The following is a 19,467-nucleotide window of genomic DNA, read 5'->3' on the forward strand; positions in this document are numbered from 1 at the left end:
TAAATAGCAAAAATAGTTCCACTTTGAAAATAAATTATATATATTAATTAAGATAGCTTTGAGAATATTTATAGATATTTTGAGTATAATTGCATAATTATTTTACTTGCTAAGGAAAAAATTTGCGCGAAAATATGAATGAGAAGTGTGCTGTTGTTGGGATTTTTGGTCATGAAGAGGCTTCAAAGTTAGCCTATTTTTCTCTTCATTCTCTACAGCATCGTGGACAAGAAGCAGCGGGTATCAGCTCTTCTGATGGAGAAAAACTCCATACTATCAAAGACCGCGGGCTTGTAATGAGTGTATTTAATGAAGAAAAACTTTCTACTTTAAGCGGTTCAAGTGCCATAGGTCATACCCGTTACTCTACAGCAGGGAATGATTCCATCCTTGATGCCCAGCCCGTATTTGCAAGATATGACTTAGGTGAAATGGCAATTGTTCACAACGGAAATCTTACAAATGCAGAAGAGGTAAGAGCCAGACTTATCAAACGCGGTGCGATTTTTCAAACATTTATGGATACTGAAAATCTTATTCACCTTATAGCAAAAAGCGAGCAGGATAAACTGCTTGATCGAATTATAGATGCCGTACAAAAAATTGAGGGTGCATTTTCTCTTGTCTTTTTAAGCCGAACAAAAATGTTTGCTATGCGTGACCGTTTTGGTTTCCGTCCTTTAAGTCTTGGACGTTTACCAAACGGCGGCTATATTGTTGCAAGTGAAACATGTGCTTTTGACCTTGTCGGTGCGACTTTTGTACGTGATGTTGAACCCGGAGAGCTTCTGATATTTGAAGAAGGAAAAGCACCGCAAAGCATTAAAGTTTTTGAGCCTACTCCAAAACACTGTATATTTGAATATGTTTATTTTGCACGCCCGGATTCTTCTGTATTTGGACAATCTGTTTATGAATCTAGAAAAAATATGGGTAAAGAGCTGGCAAACATTCAGCCTATTGAAGCAGATTTGGTTATTCCTGTACCTGACGGCGGTGTTCCCGCAGCTATCGGATATGCGCAGGAGAGTGGTATACCGTATGAGATGGGAATTATGCGGAATCACTATATCGGCCGTACTTTTATAGAGCCTACGCAAGAGATGCGTGATTTAAAAGTAAAAATGAAACTCTCACCTATGACAGACATTATCAAAGGCAAAAAAGTTATAGTTATTGATGATTCGATAGTACGCGGTACAACATCAAGAAGAATTGTAAGAATGCTCAAAGAAGCTGGTGCGAGTGAAGTGCATATGCGAGTATCATCTCCTCCGACAACTGATCCATGTTTTTACGGTGTAGATACACCAAGTAAAGAAAACTTAATTGCTGCAAATATGGGTGTGCAGGAAATTTGTGACTACATTGAAGCAGATTCTTTAGCATACCTGGATGAAGCATCACTTTTAAGAAGTGTTAATGCTTCGGATGACACATACTGTACTGCCTGTTTTACCGGAAAATATATCGTTTAATGAAACAGGTATACACTTACGGTAATTATTTAAAAAATAAATTTGGTGCAAAGGTTTACAAAGTCGGTATAAATATCTCCGGTTTTACCTGCCCCAATATTGATGGAACAGTTGCAAAAGGCGGTTGTACCTTTTGTGAAAATGATTCTTTTTCAGCGAGTACAGATGCAGTGCAGGAGCTTAAAGGCTTTCACCTAAATCTGAGTTCAGAGGAAAATCCATTTTTAGACAAACAGCTCAAACAGCTTGAACTTCAATTTGATGCCATATCAAAACGTCAGGCAAAAGAGTATGGTGCCCAAAAATTTCTTGTATACTTTCAATCTTTTACAAATACATACGCGCCCTTTGAGACACTTAAAGCTTTGTATGACAAAGCACTTTCATTCGATAATGTCGTAGGTCTTAGCATCGGTACGCGTTCAGACAGTCTAACAGACGAAACACTTGAATACCTCTCAAAACTCTCTAAAGACAAAGAGATTTGGATAGAGTTTGGAATCCAATCTGTATATGATGAAACGTTAGAAAAGATCAATCGCGGACACGACAGCGCAAACGTAAAAGAGTGGATTATAAAGTCTAAAGAGGCCGGTTTGAATGTTTGTGGACATCTTATTTTTGGTCTGCCTGGTGAAACACAGGAAATGATGCTTGAAACATCCAAGGCAGCGTATGAATGGGGCATAGACTCTGTAAAATATCATCCGCTGTATGTCGTCAAACGAACAGCCTTGGCAAACGAATACAATCATGGGGAATTTACTCCCATAAGTGAGCAGGAATATCTTGATGTACTCATCAAATCTATGCTTATGAAACCTAAAAACATCAGCGTACAAAGAGTTACTGCAGGCATAAATGATGACTCGCTACTGGCACCGCAGTGGTGCCGAGATAAAAATCAACAAATAAAAAACATTAATAAAGAGTTAAAAAAAGTCGATTTAAAATACTAATTAATGCCCGTACACTTTTGAAAATTCTGCAGTACTTCTAAAGTACGGCGGATATCTAAAATATACTCTAAAATCTTTTGCCTGACCGGGCTTAAGATTTCTTGCAACGACAAACTTTTTGGTAATAGTTTGCGGTTTATGAGAGAGCATTCCAAAACCTCCGGAGAAAAAGTTCATAAATCCGCTGGCCTTATAAAAGTTTCCACCTTTTACATTCCCTGTAGCGTGTCCTTTATTTACCAGTTTTATTTCAAATGTAACTTTGCCTATAGGGAGTTTTCCTATATTTTTTACAATACCGTAATAGCTGATCTCTTCTGTACTTAAAAGTCTTTTATTATGCAATTTGCTCAGTTGTACTTTTTTTGTATATTTATCTACAATTATGACAGAAAAAACAGCCATAAAAACAGCTACAAGTGTAATAGAAAATATCATAGAATACGCAAGCTTTTTGTTTGTCTGCTTAAGTGCAGCAATAATTCCACCCACTAGCATCAAAAAAATCAGACTCAGCACAATGTAGTGCCAATAATTAAACAGTGTCATTTGCAGCTAGCCCCCAGGGATATATTATAGTCTTTTTGATATCTAAACGGTTCTATAATAATTTTAAATTCTCTCATTTGCCCTTTTGGCAAATTTTGTTCTAAAATCGACATCTTTTGGAATGGCTTTAATTTAAAAAGATAATTTTTGTACTTATTTTTAGTTACCTTATAGACTTCTGCAGTAATTTTACACTCTCCAAAATCAAATTTAGACTCATTTGTGATGGTCCCCTTAACAACAACAGCCTGCACAAAATTGAGCTTTTTTTGAGAAAGCAGTTTTGTAGAGTTTTTAAAAATATATTTGTGCATTTGTATATAGCCAAAAGTAGGGCCCAAAACAAGTGTTGCAAATCCAAGGAAAATAAAAAAAAGTGCTACAATCAACTTTTTTCTAAGCAGCAGCGCAAAAATAATAAAAAGGATAAAGAGAATAAAAGATGCCCCAAAGAGTATGTAATCATAGCTTATTAAGCCGTCAATAAATGCCAATAGTTTCTCTTTCATACGCTAATACTTTAATCTTTTCTTGCGTTTTTTTCAGCAATGCCGCTCATATCAAATCTGCGCGCGAGTTCTTGTTTGATTCTGTCTGGCGATATATTTTTAGACGCAAGTGCTACAAGCATATGATAAGTTAAATCTGCTGCCTCATACACCATCTCACTCTCATCATTGTCTTTATGTGCAAAACAGTATTCACCTGCTTCTTCGACAACTTTTTTAAGAATCGTATTTTCACCCTTGCTTAAAAGCTTTGCCGTCCATGAAGTTGCAGGATCAGCATTTTTTCTCTCTTGAATCGTATGATATAATGTGTCTATCACGCCGTATGCCGCTTCGGTATTTACTTCTACTTCAGAAGTGATTTCACCGCTTTGAAGTTCTGTAAAAAAGCATGACTTACGTCCTGTATGACACGCTACGCCTTTTTGATTGACTTTTATAAGCAATGTGTCATTATCACAATCAAGAAAGAATGAAACTATCTCTTGAGTGTGCCCACTACTCTCGCCTTTTTTCCAAATACGCTGTTTACTTCTTGAAAAATAGTGCGCAAGTTTCGTTTTGAGTGAAAGTTCAAGTGCTTCTTTGTCCATATAGGCCATCATAAGCACTTCATTTGTACTATTGTCCTGAACAATGACAGGAAGCAGCTCTTGCTTCTCCCAGTCTACTCTGTTTATTATCTCTTGCATATTTATCTAGCCGTAGTTCTTTGTTTTATATCTTTTGTATCAACCCAAATATTTGGAGTCGAACCGCCAGGTGTCAAGAAGATTTTTGCATCTTTATTTACTCTAAGTGCATCATTAAACTTCGTTTGCACTTTCATCTGTTCAAGTTGCAAGAGTTTTGGTGTCAAAGATTTTGCGATAAGCACATTTGCTTTTGCATTTGCATCTGCTTCAATGGTTACAGCATCAGCTCTACCTTTTGCTTCGATTCTCGCTTGATCTGCCACACCTTGCGCTTCAGCAGCTCGTTTTAAAGCCTCTTGTTTTGCACGCTGTACTTCTTGTTCTGCGCGTTGTACTTCTTGTTTTGCAAGTTGTACTCTCTCTATTTGATCTTTTACTTTTGACGGTAAAATAATATCACGTAATTGAATAGACTGTAAAATAACAGGAGAATTTTTCAGACTTTTTATGTTCTCTCGTATGCCTAATTCAATAGCTGCTGCTATTTTATTACGCTCTACCGGAATTGATTCTGCATCATACTTACCGATAACATTACGAACAACATCACGCACGACAGGATTTATGATTTTATCTTCCCAGCTAAAACCCCAGTTAGAAATGGTCTGTGCTGCAAACTGTGCATTCAATCTATACTGCACTGTTAATTCTATAGAAACAGGCAGGCCACGTTTATCTAAAATAGTAATTGAAGGTTTTGTAATAATTCCCGAAGCATTAGAGTTTGTCTCTATACGTGAAGCATAATTAATTATACGAACTTTAGTATCAACTGTATACACTTTTTGAATCACAGGTATAATAAAATGCAATCCCGGAAGCAAAGCTTGCTCTTGATACTTTCCGTTTGTACTTAAAATACCGCGTTCACCCTCTTGAATAATAATAAAAGGCTTTGCCAAAACAAGCATAATAACAATAGCAATGAAGAAATATGTCAGTGCTGCTTTTCCTCCGCCGAAATTAAAATTTAAATTTGGCATTTGAGGTCCTTTTGGAGTGTTTCCACCACCTGAGTTGGAGTTATTAAATCCTCCACCTTGACTTTTTTTCTTGTTAAAGTAGTCATTCATATCTGATGCCATTAAAATATTGTCCTTCAAGTTTTGTCCCTTTTTAATCTATATATGTTAAATAGTGCTCGTATTTTTTGTTACGGCCAAATACAATATCAAAATATTCACTTTGAATAATTGCTGTTATCTCTCCACGAGAACCTATACCGATTTCTCTGGCATCTACTAAAGCAATAGGTGTAATTTCTGCTGCGGTACCTGTTAAAAATGCTTCATCTGCAACATACACCTCTTCTCTTGTAATACGGCGGCGTGTTACTTTGTAACCCATATCTTCAGCCATCTCGATTACTGTTTTTTGTGTGATAGAAGCTAGGGCATTATCACTTGGAGGTGTAATAATTTCACCGTCTTTTATCATAAAAAATGATGCCCCGCTTGCCTCTGCAACATAGCCCTGATCGTCGAGTAAAAGTGCTTCATCGTAGCCGCAGTCAATAGCTTCATATTTTGCCATTTGCGAGTTGAGATAATTTGCCGTAGCCTTTGCTTTACCCATATTTGAAGTATTTGCCGGCCTTGTCATAGAAACTATTTTTAAACGGATTCCTTTGCGCATTCCCTCTTCACCAAGGTAAGCACCCCATTCCCATGCAGCTACCGCAGTTTCAACAGGAGCATCTTTATGGTAAAGTCCCATCACGCCGTACCCTAAAAATGAAAAAGGACGAAGATATACATTATCACCTGTAAATTCATTTTTACGTACCAACTCAATTTGAGCAAGATTTAACTCTTCAACCGTATAAGGGATGTCTATCAACGTCATTTTTGCTGATTCTTTGAGTCTTTTTGTGTGGTCATTCAAACGAAATATAGCATACCCTTTGTCTGTTTTATATGCCTTTGTTCCTTCAATAACACCATTACCGTAATGAATTGTATGTGTAAGTACATGTACCTTTGCATCATCCCATGCAACGAATTTTCCATTCATCCAAATATATTTGGCTGCGTCCATTAAAATCTCCAAATTGTTAATTATTGATATTTTATCCAAAATGCTATTTACATTGTATTAAGTGTCTGATTGAGGTAGCTAGAAAAGGTTTTGTTTATGCATGTAAAGCCTTTAAAAGACTTTACATGTAAACAAAAGGGGAGGAGAAATGAAATTTGAAATTTGTGTTTTAGCTTAGAATCTTACTTCGGCAGTAAGCATATATGCCGTACCGTTATTTATTTCTTTCGCACTGCCTGCTTCGTTGTCAGTAATAATTGCATTGGCAACCCATTGAACATTTTTGTTCATTTCCCATGCTGCACCTATAAGATAACCTCTATCTTCACGTTCTGCACTTACACCGTTATATGTAGTTTTAGTTTTCGGTGTCCAAGAATCATAACGAGCAAAACATCTGTACTCTTTTTCTTCACCTAAACGATACTCTGCATTCACGCTGTAACCATCACCTGATTGTTTTGATACATTATTAGCAATATCCGAAGTATCTTTTGAGTATACATATTGCGCTGCAACTAAGAATGAAGGTTGATTATATACAGTATGTAATCCACCAAAAATTAAATCTTGTTGTTCAGTTACTGTACCCACCGTTACAGATTTATGTCCTTGATTATACTGACCAAAGAAAGATGCATCCCAATAAGTTTTTTTCGTTTGTTTATCTTTACCGTCTACACCCATTAAGTGAGCAGTTGTTCTCCACTCAAAACTCATACCGTTACCATTGCTTGCAGAATGGTATCCTTCACCGTTAAACAATCCATAATCAGCATCAAAATATTGTGTTCTTGTTTTAAACATCACACCGAAGTCAGCAGAGTTTGACAAGTCTGGCCCGTGTGCTTTATCTTCAATAAGAATTTTAGAAATATTACGGAAATACCAAGCATTATGCTCTTCATAATCATGCCAAGGACGGTGAGCAAGACCGATTTCAACACCTGTGTTTGCAAATACGTTATTTAAGAAAAGATATGCATATTTTGCACGTACTTTTTCATCACCTGTTACATCTTTAGATATATCAAATGTAATGCGGTAGTATGATTTAGAGTCATCTAAAAGGTATGCTTTAAGTTGAAAGTATGCACGACGAATTTCAAATTCTGATGTATCTTTATTCGAGTTTATTGAACCGTCTGCTAAAGTAGAATCATAATCATTATATGTATACCCTAAATATGTTAACCCTGAAAACTTTAATTTATCAGCTTTTGAAAATACTGATGTCGGAGTTTTAATAAGAGTGCGTCCCTCAGCAGATTTTGTAAATACTTGACCGTTTGCGTCTTGGTATAATTTAGTAGCACCCGCATTTGCAGCAACTGAGCCCAGAGTTAAAGCAGCTAAAGCTGATAAAACGATTTTTTTCATTTTTGAATTCCTTTTTGTTTTTCGTTTGTTCGGCGGAAGTATAAAATGTCTAGGTTACATAAAGATTACAAAGATACTTTCATTTTGTAACCTTGTTGTAATCTTCTTTTTCTATTATTGCGGCATCAATCTACAAAGGGAGCAAAGAAAGTTATGACAAAAAATAAAATTAAAGAACTACTTAGTATTACTATGATTATTTTTTCTTTATTTCTTTTTGCAACTCCTAGTGTAGATACAAGTTTTTTTGATGCAAGTAGTGAAAAAGTTTTAGATCTTGAAAACGAAACAGAGCAAGAACATGATGAAGAAAAAAAAGAGTTTACTCTTTTTAACACTTTTTCATTTTATCGTCTCTTTACATGTAAACAAAAACCTGTATATCACGTATGCTTGCAAAGCTATCATAACAACTTATCTTTATTTAAACCACCAATACTACACTCTTAAACACTAACTATTTCATTATATTTTAAAGTTTGAACTCATAGATACTGTTTTCTATCTGTTTGTTCACCTTTTCGAATTCCCTGTCTATAGGTTCAACTTTACAATATATATAAATTCAATTTTACATCTATTCAAAGCAAAATAAAAAAAGGACTTCAAAAATGAAAAAAATCGTTTTATCAGCTTTAGCTGCTTTAACTATAACAACTGCCATCAATGCAGAAACAACGACAGAGGTTTCTAATACAGAAAAAAACGTTCTAGATAGAATTCATTTCAAAGGTGATCTGAGATTAAGATATGAAAGTAAAGAAACTTTTTATAAAGATGGAACCGAAAGTACAAACAAATCAACGTATCACAATAGATATAGATTAAGATTAGTGTCCGCTATTGATTTAACTACAAATCTAAAATTTGACGCTGGTATGAGAAGTGGCTATGGCAACCCGACTTCAGGGAATCAAACATTTCTGGATAATAAAGCTTTAAGTAATTACTTTTGGCAATCACTGAGAATCAATATTTTAGGCTTTACGTATAAAAATGGAGACTCTACAATAAAAGTTGGAAGACATCCATATATGATATATAGACCGATTAAGTCACAACTTATTTGGGATAATGATATCTCATTTAATGGCGTAAGTTATAACTATGAAAATGACTCTTTAAGCATTAACTTAGGTATCAATCAACCAACGTATGCTGAACAGGTTACTGCAAAAGATACTATCAACCTCTATTTTGTACAATACGTACAGAAAATAAAATTAGAAAAATCTCAATTAAATGTAGGTGCAGGTATTTATTATTATGACGGTATAAAAGGAAATACACCTATTTATGGCACTAATAAAGGTACAGGTATGGGTAATACTTTGGTAAACGGTGTGTTTAAAAATGATTATCACATTGCAGAAGCATTTACAGAACTTAAGTTTAAAGATGTGTTTGGTAAACCACTTACACTCGCTGCCGGAATGGCATATAATACTGCAGCCAGTGATAAAAACTTTGGGTATGATTTGGCATTTCAAGTAGGTAAAGCAAAAAAAGTTCATGATTGGCAGGTAAAGTATTCTTATACTGATCTTCAAGCAGATGCAGTACTTGGTGCTCACAGCGACTCTGATAATTTTGGTGGTGGTACTGCTGCTAAAGGACATGCAATTAGAACAAAATATAAATTTGGCAAAAACACATACCTTGCTGGAACATTCTTTTTCAATACACTTTATGCAGGCAAAAAAGATGGTAAACCAGAAGCAGATTATGAACGTGTACAATTGGATGCTATCATAAAGTTTTAATACACAAATTTCAAATTTTATGTAATCAATTTGTAACCAAACTACTTTATACTTTCACAACTTAAATTTAAAAGGTGTAATAAATGACAAAAGTAATCAAACTCGCTCTTGCTGCTTCAGTACTTGTCGGTGGACTTAGTGCAAACGATGTAATCAAAGGAAGCGGTGCTTCTTTTCCATACAGCGTTTATCAAAAATGGACAAAAGCTTACTATAAAGCAACCGGTATTAAAGTTGACTATATTTCTAAAGGGTCTTCTAAAGGTATCAAAGATGCAAAAGCAAGACAAGTTGATTTTGCCGGTACTGATAAACCTTTATCACCTAAAGCGCTTAAAAAGTACAATTTATACCAATTTCCTGGTGTTGTCGGTGCAATTACAATGGGTTACAACCTTCCGGGTGTTTCTAACTTAAAATTAAGCAGAAGTGCAATCGTTGCCATTTCTGAAGGTAAAGTAAAATACTGGGATAACAAGCTTATAACTAATGCGAACAAAGACTTACATCTTCCACACGAAAAAGTTACTTTCGTTCACCGTGCAGACGGTTCGGGTACGACTTTTAACTATACATACTTCTTAAGTAAAGTTTCTAAAAATTGGAGACACACATATGGTGCTAAGAAATCTCTTAACTGGCCTGGTCGCCAGCATATAGGCGGAAACAAAAACACAGGTGTCGCAAGTTTAATTAAGCAGACTCCTTACTCTGTCGGTTATATTGACTATGCTGATGCACAAAAAAACGGCATCATTATGGCTGCAGTTGAAAACAAAGCTGGCAAATACATTAAACCTGAATTAAAAGCATTTCAAACAGCGGCTGCAAAAGCGAGTTTAGACCCTAAAAAAGATTTTTATTCAGTAATTGCCGACCCTGCAGGTGCTAACTCTTACCCGATTGTAGCGGCTACATTCATCTTAGTTCCTGCAGAAAAACCCCAAATGGATAAAAAAGTTACAGCATTTTTTGACTGGTCATACAAAAACGGTCAAGAGATTGCAAAAAGCTTAGGTTTTGTTCCATTACCAGATAGTTTAACTAACAAAATTAGCAAATACTGGGAACAAAAAGAAATTAAATAAATTTCAAATTTCATTCTCTCTTTATTATGTCACACTTCTCATGTGACATAAATTTATTCTCCTTATGTAATCTCTTTGTAATTAAATTTTTATATAATATCATATTAATTTAATTCTAGGGTTTTCTTGCATGGAAAAAATATTTCAAAAGCTCTCTTTTTCAAGTGCTTCTCTTGTACTAATTCTTCTGATTGGTATATTCATTACATTGTTTAATGCTGCCAAACCTGCGATTGATGAGTTTGGACTGCATTTTCTTGCTGATCCTACATGGAACAAAGAAGTTGTCATCGACACACCAAACACGACTGCATCGGCTGCAATGAGTAATGACATTGCCGATGAAGACGATATGCTGCTTGATGAAGATGATGAAGATTCTTTAAACACAAAAACAATATACGGCGGACTTGTACCGATAATCGGAACAATACTCTCTACACTGATTGCTCTGCTTTTTGCTCTGCCTATTGCTATGGGTATTGCTGTATTTTTAGCTGAAATCGCATCAAAAACAGTCTCAAAATTTGTCGGCATGGCCATTGAGCTTTTGGCTGCGATTCCAAGTATCATATTCGGTATGTGGGGGCTCTATTATTTTGCACCGATTATCGCAAATACTTTCGGCGGTTATCAAGTATCACTTCTCACTGCAGGACTTGTGCTTGGTGTTATGATTCTTCCGTTTATGGCAGCTATTACTCGTGATAGTATGAACACAACGCCTGATGTACTCAAAGAATCTGCTTATGCTTTGGGGGCAACTAAATTTGAGGTAGTAAAAGATGTTATCTTTCCTTACTCGAAAGTCGGTATTATCGGTTCGATTATTTTAGCACTCGGACGTGCTTTGGGTGAGACAATGGCGGTTGCTTTTCTTATCGGTGCGGTTTATTCTCTGCCTGAGAAGATTACAGATCCGACTATTTCCATCCCTGTTGCTATGGCTGTAAACTTTGGTGAAGCCAGCGGACTTGGTGAGAGTGCCCTGTTTTACTTAGGTCTCATACTCTTTGTCATGAGCTTTATTATCATTTCAGTTGCTAAATTTTACTTTTTAAAAAGGGTTAAAGTATGAGACTTGTATTAAACAAAATATTTTTAGCTCTTTCTGTACTTTCCGCACTCCTTGGGCTAGGCTTTTTAGGCTGGATACTTGTTACACTTTTTATTGAGGGGCTCTCATCACTGCATTTTAGCCTTTTTATCAATGACCTGGTTGACGGTGGACTTAGAAACCTTATTGTAGGGCAGCTTATACTTGCATTTTTAGCCGGTGCTATCGGTATACCTCTTGGAATGCTTGCAGGAATTTATATTAGAGAATACGGCAGAGGAAAATATGCGGAGTTTATCAGAGATTTAAGTGATATTATGATGTCTGCACCGTCTATTGTTATCGGTGCTTTTGTATATGCCATAGCCGTTGCACCTTTTGGCGGAGCAAACGGTTTTGCCGGGATATTGGCACTTTCTATTATGATGATACCTATCATCATCAACACAACAGACTCAATGCTTTCCCTTGTTCCAAAAGAGCTTCGCGAAGCCGGAATTGCACTCGGCGCTTCAAAATACAGAGTTATTTTGGATATTGTCATAAAAGCTGCTAAAGTCGGGATTATGACCGGAGTTTTACTTGCCTTTGCAAGAATTGCCGGAGAAACTGCACCGCTGCTCTTTACAAGTGAAACAAGTAACTACTTTAGTCTGGACTTAACACAAAGTTTTCCGTCTTTGACTGTCAGTATCTATAACCTTGCAAATGAACCTGAAGAGTCAAGCCGTGATTTAGCATGGGCTGCATCATTTATACTTACTATGATGGTTTTAGTTATCAACTTAGTAGGTCGATTTATCACAAGAAACAAACATAAATAAGGAAATAATAATTATGCCTGTAATGAATATTAAAAAATTCTCTTTTACATACCCAGGGGTAGATGAACCCTCACTTAAAAACATAACTCTACCTATAGAAAAAAACAAAATTACGGCGCTTATCGGTCCCAGTGGCTGCGGTAAATCTACACTTTTGCGTTCAATGAACCGAATCCATGACCTCTATCCGGGAAATAAATATGACGGAAAGATTGAACTGCTTGATGAAGCGAGCGGAAAATACAAAAACATTCTTGAAATAAAAAAAGAGAACGAGTTTATAAAACTGCGCCAGCAGGTCGGAATGATTTTTCAAAAACCGACACCGTTTCCTATGAGTATTTTTGACAATGTAGCATATGGGCTAAAAATTGCAGGTATTAAAAACAAAAGTGAACTCGCCGACCGCGTTGAAGCAGCACTTAAAGGCTCAGCTCTATGGAAAGAGGTGTCAGACAGACTAAATAAATCTGCTATGGGACTCTCAGGCGGGCAGCAACAACGTTTATGTATAGCCCGTGCAGTTGCAGTAAAGCCTGAGGTACTTTTGTTTGATGAGCCGACCTCTGCTCTTGATCCGATTTCAACTGGTGCGATTGAAGAACTGATAGTCGAGCTCAAAAAAGATGTCAGTATTGCCATAGTTACACATAACATGCAGCAAGCTTCTCGAATAAGTGATTATACTGCTTTTATGTATCTTGGAGATTTAATAGAGTTTGATAAAACTGAAAATATCTTTTTAAATCCGAAAGAAAAAAGAACCGAAGACTACATTACAGGTAGATTTGGATAGATTATAAAAAATTAAGGAGCCGGACAAATGTTACCGACATTTAAAACAAACCTAGACGACATAAGAGAAAAAATTACAAATATTGGAGAGAGTCTTGTAACTGCCAATACACTCATTCTTCAAGCACTGCAAGGTTGTGATGAAGCAAAGTTCAATGAAGCAAGAAACAGTATTAAAAACATTACATCCAAAACAGATGAAATTGACAATGCCATTATTAAAGTGCTTGCACTTTTTACACCTGAAGCAAAAGATTTGAGGCAGGTTGTTGCTTACTTCAAAATCACCAATGAACTCGCACGTGCCTGCTCAAACACAAGAAGTTTTATCCGCGGGTTTACTGATGTCTGCAAAGAACTTGACGTAAAAGAGATTAATGAGTACGCAATACTTATGCAGACCTCAACCGTAAAAGCTATTCAAACAACCGTTAAAATGATAAACATTGATGACACGGATGAACTCCAAGAGATGTATGAAGAGGTACTTATAGAAGAGAATAAAGCTGATGACCTGTATGAAATGATAGAAAGAAAGCTCGTTGAGCAGGCAGAAAGCTCCAATACATTTGAAAAATATCATAAAATGCTCAGAGCGCTTCGTAAAAGTGAAAAAATAGCCAGCCGTGCAATCAGTGTTGCAAACCTACTTGTTTATATAAAAATCGGTGGAAATATCCACAACTAAATGAAAAAATTTCACCAGATAGTACTAGAAAAGTTCTTAGCACTTTTTTTAGCACTCTTTTTGATAGTGGGTGCTATAGTTTACTATTGGGTATATGAGTTTTATCTCAACTCTTCAAGAGAAGCACTTATTCAAGACACCGAACTTGTCTCTTTCTCAATCAACAAAAATACAAACCTTGATGAACTTGCAAAAAAAGTAAAAAAACAACTGCATTTACGCTTAACCATTATAGATGAAGACGGAAACATCTTAGCAGAATCCGACAAAGACAAGCATACAATGGACAACCATAAATACAGAACGGAAATCATGCAGGCTAATAAAGAAAAATACGGCTACATAATACGTCACTCGCACACTGTTGGCAAAGATCTGCAGTATGTAGCAAGAAAGTACACAATAGATGGTAAGATCATCTACGTACGTCTTGCACGTGAAGCCAAAGGGATACGTGCTGAAATTATAAACCTTGGGTTAAAAATTGCGTTGGTTTTACTCCTATTTTTCATTACAGTACTCTACATGTCTTATAAAATAAACGTACAAATTCAGCACGAAACAAAAAGGATAGTCGATTTTTTAAAATCTTTGACAAAAAAGAAAAAAAATACCTACATAAAGTCTGATTTTTCTCAAGAATTTTCTCATATAACAAACCTGCTTACAAAAGTTTCACAAATACTTGTAAAAAAAGAAAAACAAAAAACAAAATATACCCAAAAACTTCAAAAGCTCAATGAACAAAAAGATGACATTATTTCTGCAATATCTCATGAGTTTAAAAACCCTATCGCTGTTGTAAACGGCTACTCACAAACACTGCTTGATGATGAAAATATAAACCCAAGCATACGGAAAAAATTTCTTACAAAAATTTATACAAACGGTGCAAAGCTCAGTGAGCTTATAGATACGCTAAGGCTCTCTATAAAGCTCGACGGCGGGCATCAAGCTCTTAATACACGAGAAGTAAACTTATATAACTTAGTGCTAGAGTGTGCTCAAAACCTGGGACTACACTACAGAAACCGAAAAGTCATTATCAATGGAGATAAAGAGCTTAAAATAAACGTTGATCCGACACTTTTTAGTATTGTTATTACAAACTTAATAGAAAATGCTTTTAAATATTCAGAAGATGAAGTCGTAGTAAACATAAACAAAAATTCACTTGAAGTTGTAGATACAGGTATAGGAATCAGCGAAAAAGATTTACAAAACATTACAAGTAAGTTTTACAGGGTACACAATAACCGATGGAATAATTCACTCGGTCTGGGACTTTTCCTTGTCAACAATATAATCAACTTGCACAACTTTAAACTTATCATTAAAAGTAAAATTAATAAAGGTTCAAACTTCATTATAGAATTTTAAACACTCTTCTTAAAATCTATAATAAACTCAGCACCCTCTTTAGTATTACTTACATGTAAACGTCCACCCATATTCTGCTCAATAATTATCTTAGACATATATAACCCGACGCCTGTACCCATTCCTTGCTCTTTTGTTGTAAAATAAGGCTCAAATATTCTTGATATAATATCTTGGGGTATTCCACCTGCATTGTCACTAATGATTATCTGTTTCTCTTTTAATTCAATATCTATTTTTCCATACTCTCTATGATTTTGAACAATGGCATCTTTTGCATTAGATATGATGTTGAGAATAACCTGTTGAAATTCACTCCCAACCCCATTAAGCATAAAGTCCTCTCCCTGTAATGAGGTTTGTATATTGTGGCTTGTGAGCTGTGCATTCACTAGTGAAAGAGTATTTTCAATGCTTTGTTTTATGGAAAATTCATGTTTGATTTTATCAACTCTGAAAAAGTTTCTAAAATCATCTATAGTTTTACTCATAAAGTTGATTGTCTGCGTTTGTTTAGCTATAAAATCATCAATAAACTGCTCATCTATCAACCCCTCTTCATAATCATCATCCAGGTTTTGAATATTAATATTAAGTGAATTAAGCGGCTGTCTCCACTGATGGGCTATTGCACCGACCATCTCCCCCATAGCAGCCAATTTTGCCTGTTCTTGAAGCATTTTATCTTTTTGAAGTATTTCATTTGTACGTTTGTCTATCTCTTGTTTAAGATTTTCATTCAATTTTTGGAGTTCAATTTCCAGCTTTTTTCTTTTACTGATGTCTATCAAATAGCCTAAAAAATGGGTTACATCTCCTTCTTTATCGCGTATAAAAAGTGTTGTTTGCTCTACCCATTTCTTTGTTTTATTTTTTGTAAATATCTGATAGGGTTTATGTTTTAAAATATCCAAATTCTTTTCAAAAGCTTCTGCGAGCTCATGAAGTGCATTTTTTAAATCTTCTTCATCAATCAAATCAGAATATTCAATTTTACCACTTAGAAATTCTTTTTTAAAATACCCTGTTAATGATGAAACATTATTTGACACATACTCTACACTCCAATTGATATCATTTCTCCATCTAAAAAGAGCAATATCGCCTTTGTCAAAAAGTTCCAATAATTTTTGTTGTTCCTGCGCTGTTTCTTTTAAAACTTTTTTACTTATAAACTGCAGATAAAAAAGATAAACAAGTAAAAACAGCCCTATAAATAAAACACCCGTTATAAGTTTCGAGTTATATAAAATTGATGTAATATTATAATTGTCCGTATAAGAGACAAGATATGCAGCCGTTTTTTTAGACTTCACATCTTTAATAGGCAGAAATGAAACGACTTTAACGCTTTTTCCGAGTTGCTGATACAAAGAAAAACTCTCACATCTGTTCATATGCTTTTCTATGTATGCTTTATGTTTTTGAATAATATTTTTTTGTAAATATTTCAAATATCTCGGCTGTACGGATTCCATTTGTAAAAGCATATAATTATCGGACTCTATGCTGGTTTTATACTGCAATGAGGATTCACTGCGTTTATAACGTTTCGCATCAAAAACATGCCTGTTTACCAAAAAATGCGTGTAGAGTTTATTAACTTTTGTGAGTGTACTCTGGACAGATTCCGATGAAAAAGATATTTCATAAGCACAAATATATTTCCCCTCTTGAAACAGAGGAAAAACATTACGAAAACCATGCACAACCCGTCCCTGCTCAAATCCTGAAATCGGCTTATGCATTTTATTTACATACTCAAATGTATAACGTACTCCTGTTAAATCATCTCCATATTTATCCGGTTTATGCAGTCTTAAAAAAGAGACATTATTGGACAGTACAAACTGCACCTGTAAAATACCGCGTTTTCTTATCTCACGGTATTGGCGGTCCAAATATTTATATAACTCTTGTCTGAGTAGATTTTTTTTCGCCTCATTTACATTAACGGCCTGGCTTAATAGAGTTAAAACTTTTTCATCATTTGATATAAATGCGTTAATCGATTCTGCATCCAACTTGTCAGTTTCATTAACTATGTCAAAATTTGTCTTTAATTGGTTTAGAACTGACGAGAGCTCTCGATTTATCAAGCGGTTTTTGTTGAATTCATTAAAATACTCAGCAGCTATAAACAGCACAATAAATAAAAGTAAAAATTTTATTTTTTGATTCATTCTTTGCCAATTACCTTATTTCTTCCGTTTGCTTTTGCTTCATATAATGCTTCGTCGGCTCTTTGCAGCATAGAATCTAATGTATCGCCCTCTTTATAAGAAGTAACCCCAAAACTTAGCGTAATTTTTCCATACTCTTTATAATTAAGACCCTCAACCAATTTTCTGCATTTTTCAAGAAGTACCAGTGCATCATCAAAAGAAGTTTGGGAAAAGAGCATAACAAACTCTTCCCCTCCCCATCTTGCCAGTGTATCGCTACTACGAGTACAAGAAGTCAGTGAATTTGCAACAAGTTTTAAAACTTCATCACCAATTAAATGCCCATAAGTATCATTAAAAAATTTAAAATGGTCAATATCTGCTATAGCCAAAGACAAATCATAACCATATCTCTTTACCTGAGAAAGTTCATACTCAAACACTTCTTCAAATTTATTTCTGTTGTAAAGACCCGTAAGCATGTCGTGATTTGCTTTTTTTGTTATCTCTTCTCGTTGCTTTTCTATCTCTGTGACATCTGTAAAATTCATTAAAAACTGAGTTTCATTAATCTGCGATATATTGATTAAAAATGACTTTTGCTCATTTTCACTATTTTGAATGATAGTAATTCTTTGTGTCTCATCTAAAAAATTTATAAAATCATATAAACTTTTTCCCTCATGCAAATAAGATTTGATATTCTTCGTATTTATACTATCTTCATTATTTTCAAAAATATTAATTATTGAGGCATATTTTTCATTAAATTCATCAGCATCTGCAACCCCAAAGTACTTTAAAAAAGATTTTGATGCAAAACTGACATGTTGTGTGCTTGCAATAACAGATATGCTGTTTTCTGAATCTATAATATATTGCAGAACTTCTCTTTGTTCTTCATATTCTCTTTCAATTATAATACTTTTAGCAAGTTTTTTTATTAAAGCAGTCAATGCTTTTTTTTGCACCGGTTTAAGCAAATATCCCTCAACCTGCAGTTCTATCGCTTCAAGAAGATAAGCACTTTCACTATGGGCTGTTGTAAATATAACTTTCACTTCAAGATTGATTTCTTTAATAGCCCGTACCATCTCCAGCCCATTCATTTTTGGCATATTAATATCACTTACTATAATATCAGGATGATATTTTTTAAACAATTCCAATCCGACAATGCCGTTATGGGCTGTATATAATTCCGCACTAATACGCTTTAAAGCACGAGAATAGCCTTCACGGACGTCATCTTCATCTTCTACATACAGAATTGTTATTTTTTTTGCATATTCATGCATAAAAGTCCCTTGGATATTTTTTTATTTAGTAAGTATACACGATTATAATAAATTTTAGTTTGAAAGAAAACTAAAGCCAAACAGCTTTAGTTTGGAAAAAGAGAGAAATTTATTTCTTTTTTGCCGATTTTTTAGCAACAGCAGGTTTTGCAACTTTTTTAACTACTTTTTTAACTACTTTTTTAACTACTTTTTTTGCAACTTTTTTTACTGCTTTTTTTGCAGTCGGTTTTCTTTTAGTAGCAACTTTAACTACTTTTTTTGTTACTTTCTTTGCCGATTTTTTAGGAACTGCTTTTTTTGCTACAGCTTTTTTTACTGCTTTTTTAGCAATAGACTTAACAACTTTTTTCTTTAATACTTTTGCCATGTGTGGCTCCTTTTGCTTATTATTTCATTACTAATAGTAATAAATTATATCTATTATATATATTTTAATATAGTTTGTCAATAAAATATAGATATAAGTTATAAATAACTATAATATCTTTACAAAAAAAAACCACAGTAAGAGTAAAAATGACATTTATAGAATTTAAAAAACTTCTTTTAGATGCAGAAATAAGCCTGCCAAAATTCAGCAAGCTCATCAAAGTGAGTGAAAAAAATATTCAATCTTATAAAAAAAAGGGAGAAGTGCCTAACACTATTGCAGTGATAGCCAAATGCTTTGCTACCATGCATGATAAGGGCATAGATTATAAATACAAAATAGAAACGCTAGAACTGCAGGCAAAAACAAAAAAAGGAGCAGGTTTTGCAAAAACAAAAAAGGATGTAACCTCCTCGTAATCTCTGTTTA

At 34.7% G+C, this 19,467-nt stretch carries 20 protein-coding genes; 11 read left to right on the forward strand and 9 right to left on the reverse strand.

From position 1 onward, the window contains the following. The first annotated feature begins 122 nt into the window (after positions 1-122). Positions 123-1,478 carry an amidophosphoribosyltransferase gene (gene purF, locus SAUT_RS09410; protein ID WP_013327653.1) on the forward strand — a complete coding sequence of 452 codons (1,356 nt, stop codon included), beginning with the start codon at positions 123-125 and terminating at the stop codon, positions 1,476-1,478. After that, positions 1,478-2,437 carry a tRNA modification radical SAM protein MnmL/YtqA gene (gene mnmL, locus SAUT_RS09415; protein ID WP_013327654.1) on the forward strand — a complete coding sequence of 320 codons (960 nt, stop codon included), beginning with the start codon at positions 1,478-1,480 and terminating at the stop codon, positions 2,435-2,437. The genes purF and mnmL overlap by 1 nt, the downstream gene beginning before the upstream one ends. Here mnmL and SAUT_RS09420 read toward each other — a convergent pair whose 3' ends face one another. From SAUT_RS09420 to SAUT_RS09445, 6 genes are all read right to left on the reverse strand, one after another. Then, a complete protein-coding gene (locus SAUT_RS09420; RefSeq protein WP_013327655.1) occupies positions 2,438-2,986 on the reverse strand; it encodes a DUF2393 family protein in 549 nt (182 codons plus the stop codon). Next, positions 2,983-3,495 carry a DUF2393 domain-containing protein gene (locus tag SAUT_RS09425; RefSeq protein WP_041675233.1) on the reverse strand — a complete coding sequence of 171 codons (513 nt, stop codon included), beginning with the start codon at positions 3,493-3,495 and terminating at the stop codon, positions 2,983-2,985. The genes SAUT_RS09420 and SAUT_RS09425 overlap by 4 nt, the downstream gene beginning before the upstream one ends. An 11-nt stretch (positions 3,496-3,506) precedes the next feature. Further along, positions 3,507-4,187: a bifunctional phosphoribosyl-AMP cyclohydrolase/phosphoribosyl-ATP diphosphatase HisIE gene (gene hisIE, locus SAUT_RS09430; RefSeq protein ID WP_013327657.1), complete on the reverse strand. Its 681-nt coding sequence runs from the start codon at positions 4,185-4,187 to the stop codon at positions 3,507-3,509. Positions 4,188-4,189: 2 nt separating this feature from the next. Next, positions 4,190-5,275 (reverse strand): prohibitin family protein, encoded by a 1,086-nt coding sequence (locus tag SAUT_RS09435; protein WP_013327658.1) that lies wholly within the window; start codon positions 5,273-5,275, stop codon positions 4,190-4,192. A gap of 31 nt (positions 5,276-5,306) precedes the next feature. Beyond that, on the reverse strand, positions 5,307-6,227 hold the full coding sequence (locus SAUT_RS09440) for a branched-chain amino acid transaminase (RefSeq protein WP_013327659.1): 921 nt from the start codon (positions 6,225-6,227) through the stop codon (positions 5,307-5,309). Positions 6,228-6,401: 174 nt separating this feature from the next. Further along, the gene (locus tag SAUT_RS09445; protein ID WP_013327660.1) at positions 6,402-7,607 is read right to left on the reverse strand and encodes a hypothetical protein; all 1,206 of its coding nucleotides are present in this window, start codon (positions 7,605-7,607) and stop codon (positions 6,402-6,404) included. A 153-nt stretch (positions 7,608-7,760) separates the two neighbouring features. Here SAUT_RS09445 and SAUT_RS09450 point away from each other — a divergent pair, with 153 nt between their 5' ends. From SAUT_RS09450 to SAUT_RS09485, 8 genes are all read left to right on the forward strand, one after another. Next, positions 7,761-8,057 (forward strand): hypothetical protein, encoded by a 297-nt coding sequence (locus tag SAUT_RS09450; protein WP_013327661.1) that lies wholly within the window; start codon positions 7,761-7,763, stop codon positions 8,055-8,057. A gap of 161 nt (positions 8,058-8,218) precedes the next feature. Next, a complete protein-coding gene (locus tag SAUT_RS09455) occupies positions 8,219-9,370 on the forward strand; it encodes a putative porin (RefSeq protein WP_013327662.1) in 1,152 nt (383 codons plus the stop codon). Between the two features lie 83 nt (positions 9,371-9,453). Further along, positions 9,454-10,458, forward strand: a complete 1,005-nt coding sequence (pstS, locus tag SAUT_RS09460; protein WP_013327663.1) for a phosphate ABC transporter substrate-binding protein PstS — start codon at positions 9,454-9,456, stop codon at positions 10,456-10,458. Between the two features lie 130 nt (positions 10,459-10,588). After that, complete coding sequence (pstC, locus tag SAUT_RS09465; protein ID WP_013327664.1) at positions 10,589-11,536, forward strand: phosphate ABC transporter permease subunit PstC; 948 nt, start codon at positions 10,589-10,591, stop codon at positions 11,534-11,536. Continuing rightward, positions 11,533-12,339 carry a phosphate ABC transporter permease PstA gene (gene pstA / locus SAUT_RS09470; protein ID WP_013327665.1) on the forward strand — a complete coding sequence of 269 codons (807 nt, stop codon included), beginning with the start codon at positions 11,533-11,535 and terminating at the stop codon, positions 12,337-12,339. Before pstC ends, pstA begins: the two co-directional genes overlap by 4 nt. Positions 12,340-12,352: 13 nt before the next feature. Continuing rightward, entirely contained in the window at positions 12,353-13,135 is a 783-nt protein-coding gene (gene pstB / locus SAUT_RS09475) for a phosphate ABC transporter ATP-binding protein PstB (RefSeq protein ID WP_013327666.1), read from the forward strand. 27 nt (positions 13,136-13,162) lie between these two features. Next, positions 13,163-13,822 (forward strand): phosphate signaling complex PhoU family protein, encoded by a 660-nt coding sequence (locus SAUT_RS09480; protein ID WP_013327667.1) that lies wholly within the window; start codon positions 13,163-13,165, stop codon positions 13,820-13,822. Beyond that, complete coding sequence (locus SAUT_RS09485) at positions 13,823-15,202, forward strand: sensor histidine kinase (RefSeq protein WP_013327668.1); 1,380 nt, start codon at positions 13,823-13,825, stop codon at positions 15,200-15,202. On the opposite strand, the gene SAUT_RS11305 is transcribed toward SAUT_RS09485, so the two are convergent. The 3 genes from SAUT_RS11305 to SAUT_RS09500 all read right to left on the reverse strand — a co-directional run bounded on the left by SAUT_RS11305 (position 15,199) and on the right by SAUT_RS09500 (position 19,035). Continuing rightward, positions 15,199-17,385, reverse strand: a complete 2,187-nt coding sequence (locus SAUT_RS11305) for an ATP-binding protein (RefSeq protein WP_013327669.1) — start codon at positions 17,383-17,385, stop codon at positions 15,199-15,201. The two genes, SAUT_RS09485 and SAUT_RS11305, sit on opposite strands and share 4 nt — an antisense overlap. Continuing rightward, positions 17,382-18,665 (reverse strand): GGDEF domain-containing response regulator, encoded by a 1,284-nt coding sequence (locus tag SAUT_RS09495; protein WP_013327670.1) that lies wholly within the window; start codon positions 18,663-18,665, stop codon positions 17,382-17,384. Before SAUT_RS09495 ends, SAUT_RS11305 begins: the two co-directional genes overlap by 4 nt. Positions 18,666-18,774: 109 nt before the next feature. Beyond that, entirely contained in the window at positions 18,775-19,035 is a 261-nt protein-coding gene (locus SAUT_RS09500) for a hypothetical protein (RefSeq protein ID WP_013327671.1), read from the reverse strand. Positions 19,036-19,184: 149 nt separating this feature from the next. Between SAUT_RS09500 and SAUT_RS09505 the strand changes: the two genes are divergently transcribed. Further along, on the forward strand, positions 19,185-19,457 hold the full coding sequence (locus SAUT_RS09505; protein ID WP_013327672.1) for a hypothetical protein: 273 nt from the start codon (positions 19,185-19,187) through the stop codon (positions 19,455-19,457). Positions 19,458-19,467: the final 10 nt, after the last annotated feature.

Source organism: Sulfurimonas autotrophica DSM 16294 (assembly GCF_000147355.1).
Lineage (GTDB): Bacteria > Campylobacterota > Campylobacteria > Campylobacterales > Sulfurimonadaceae > Sulfurimonas > Sulfurimonas autotrophica.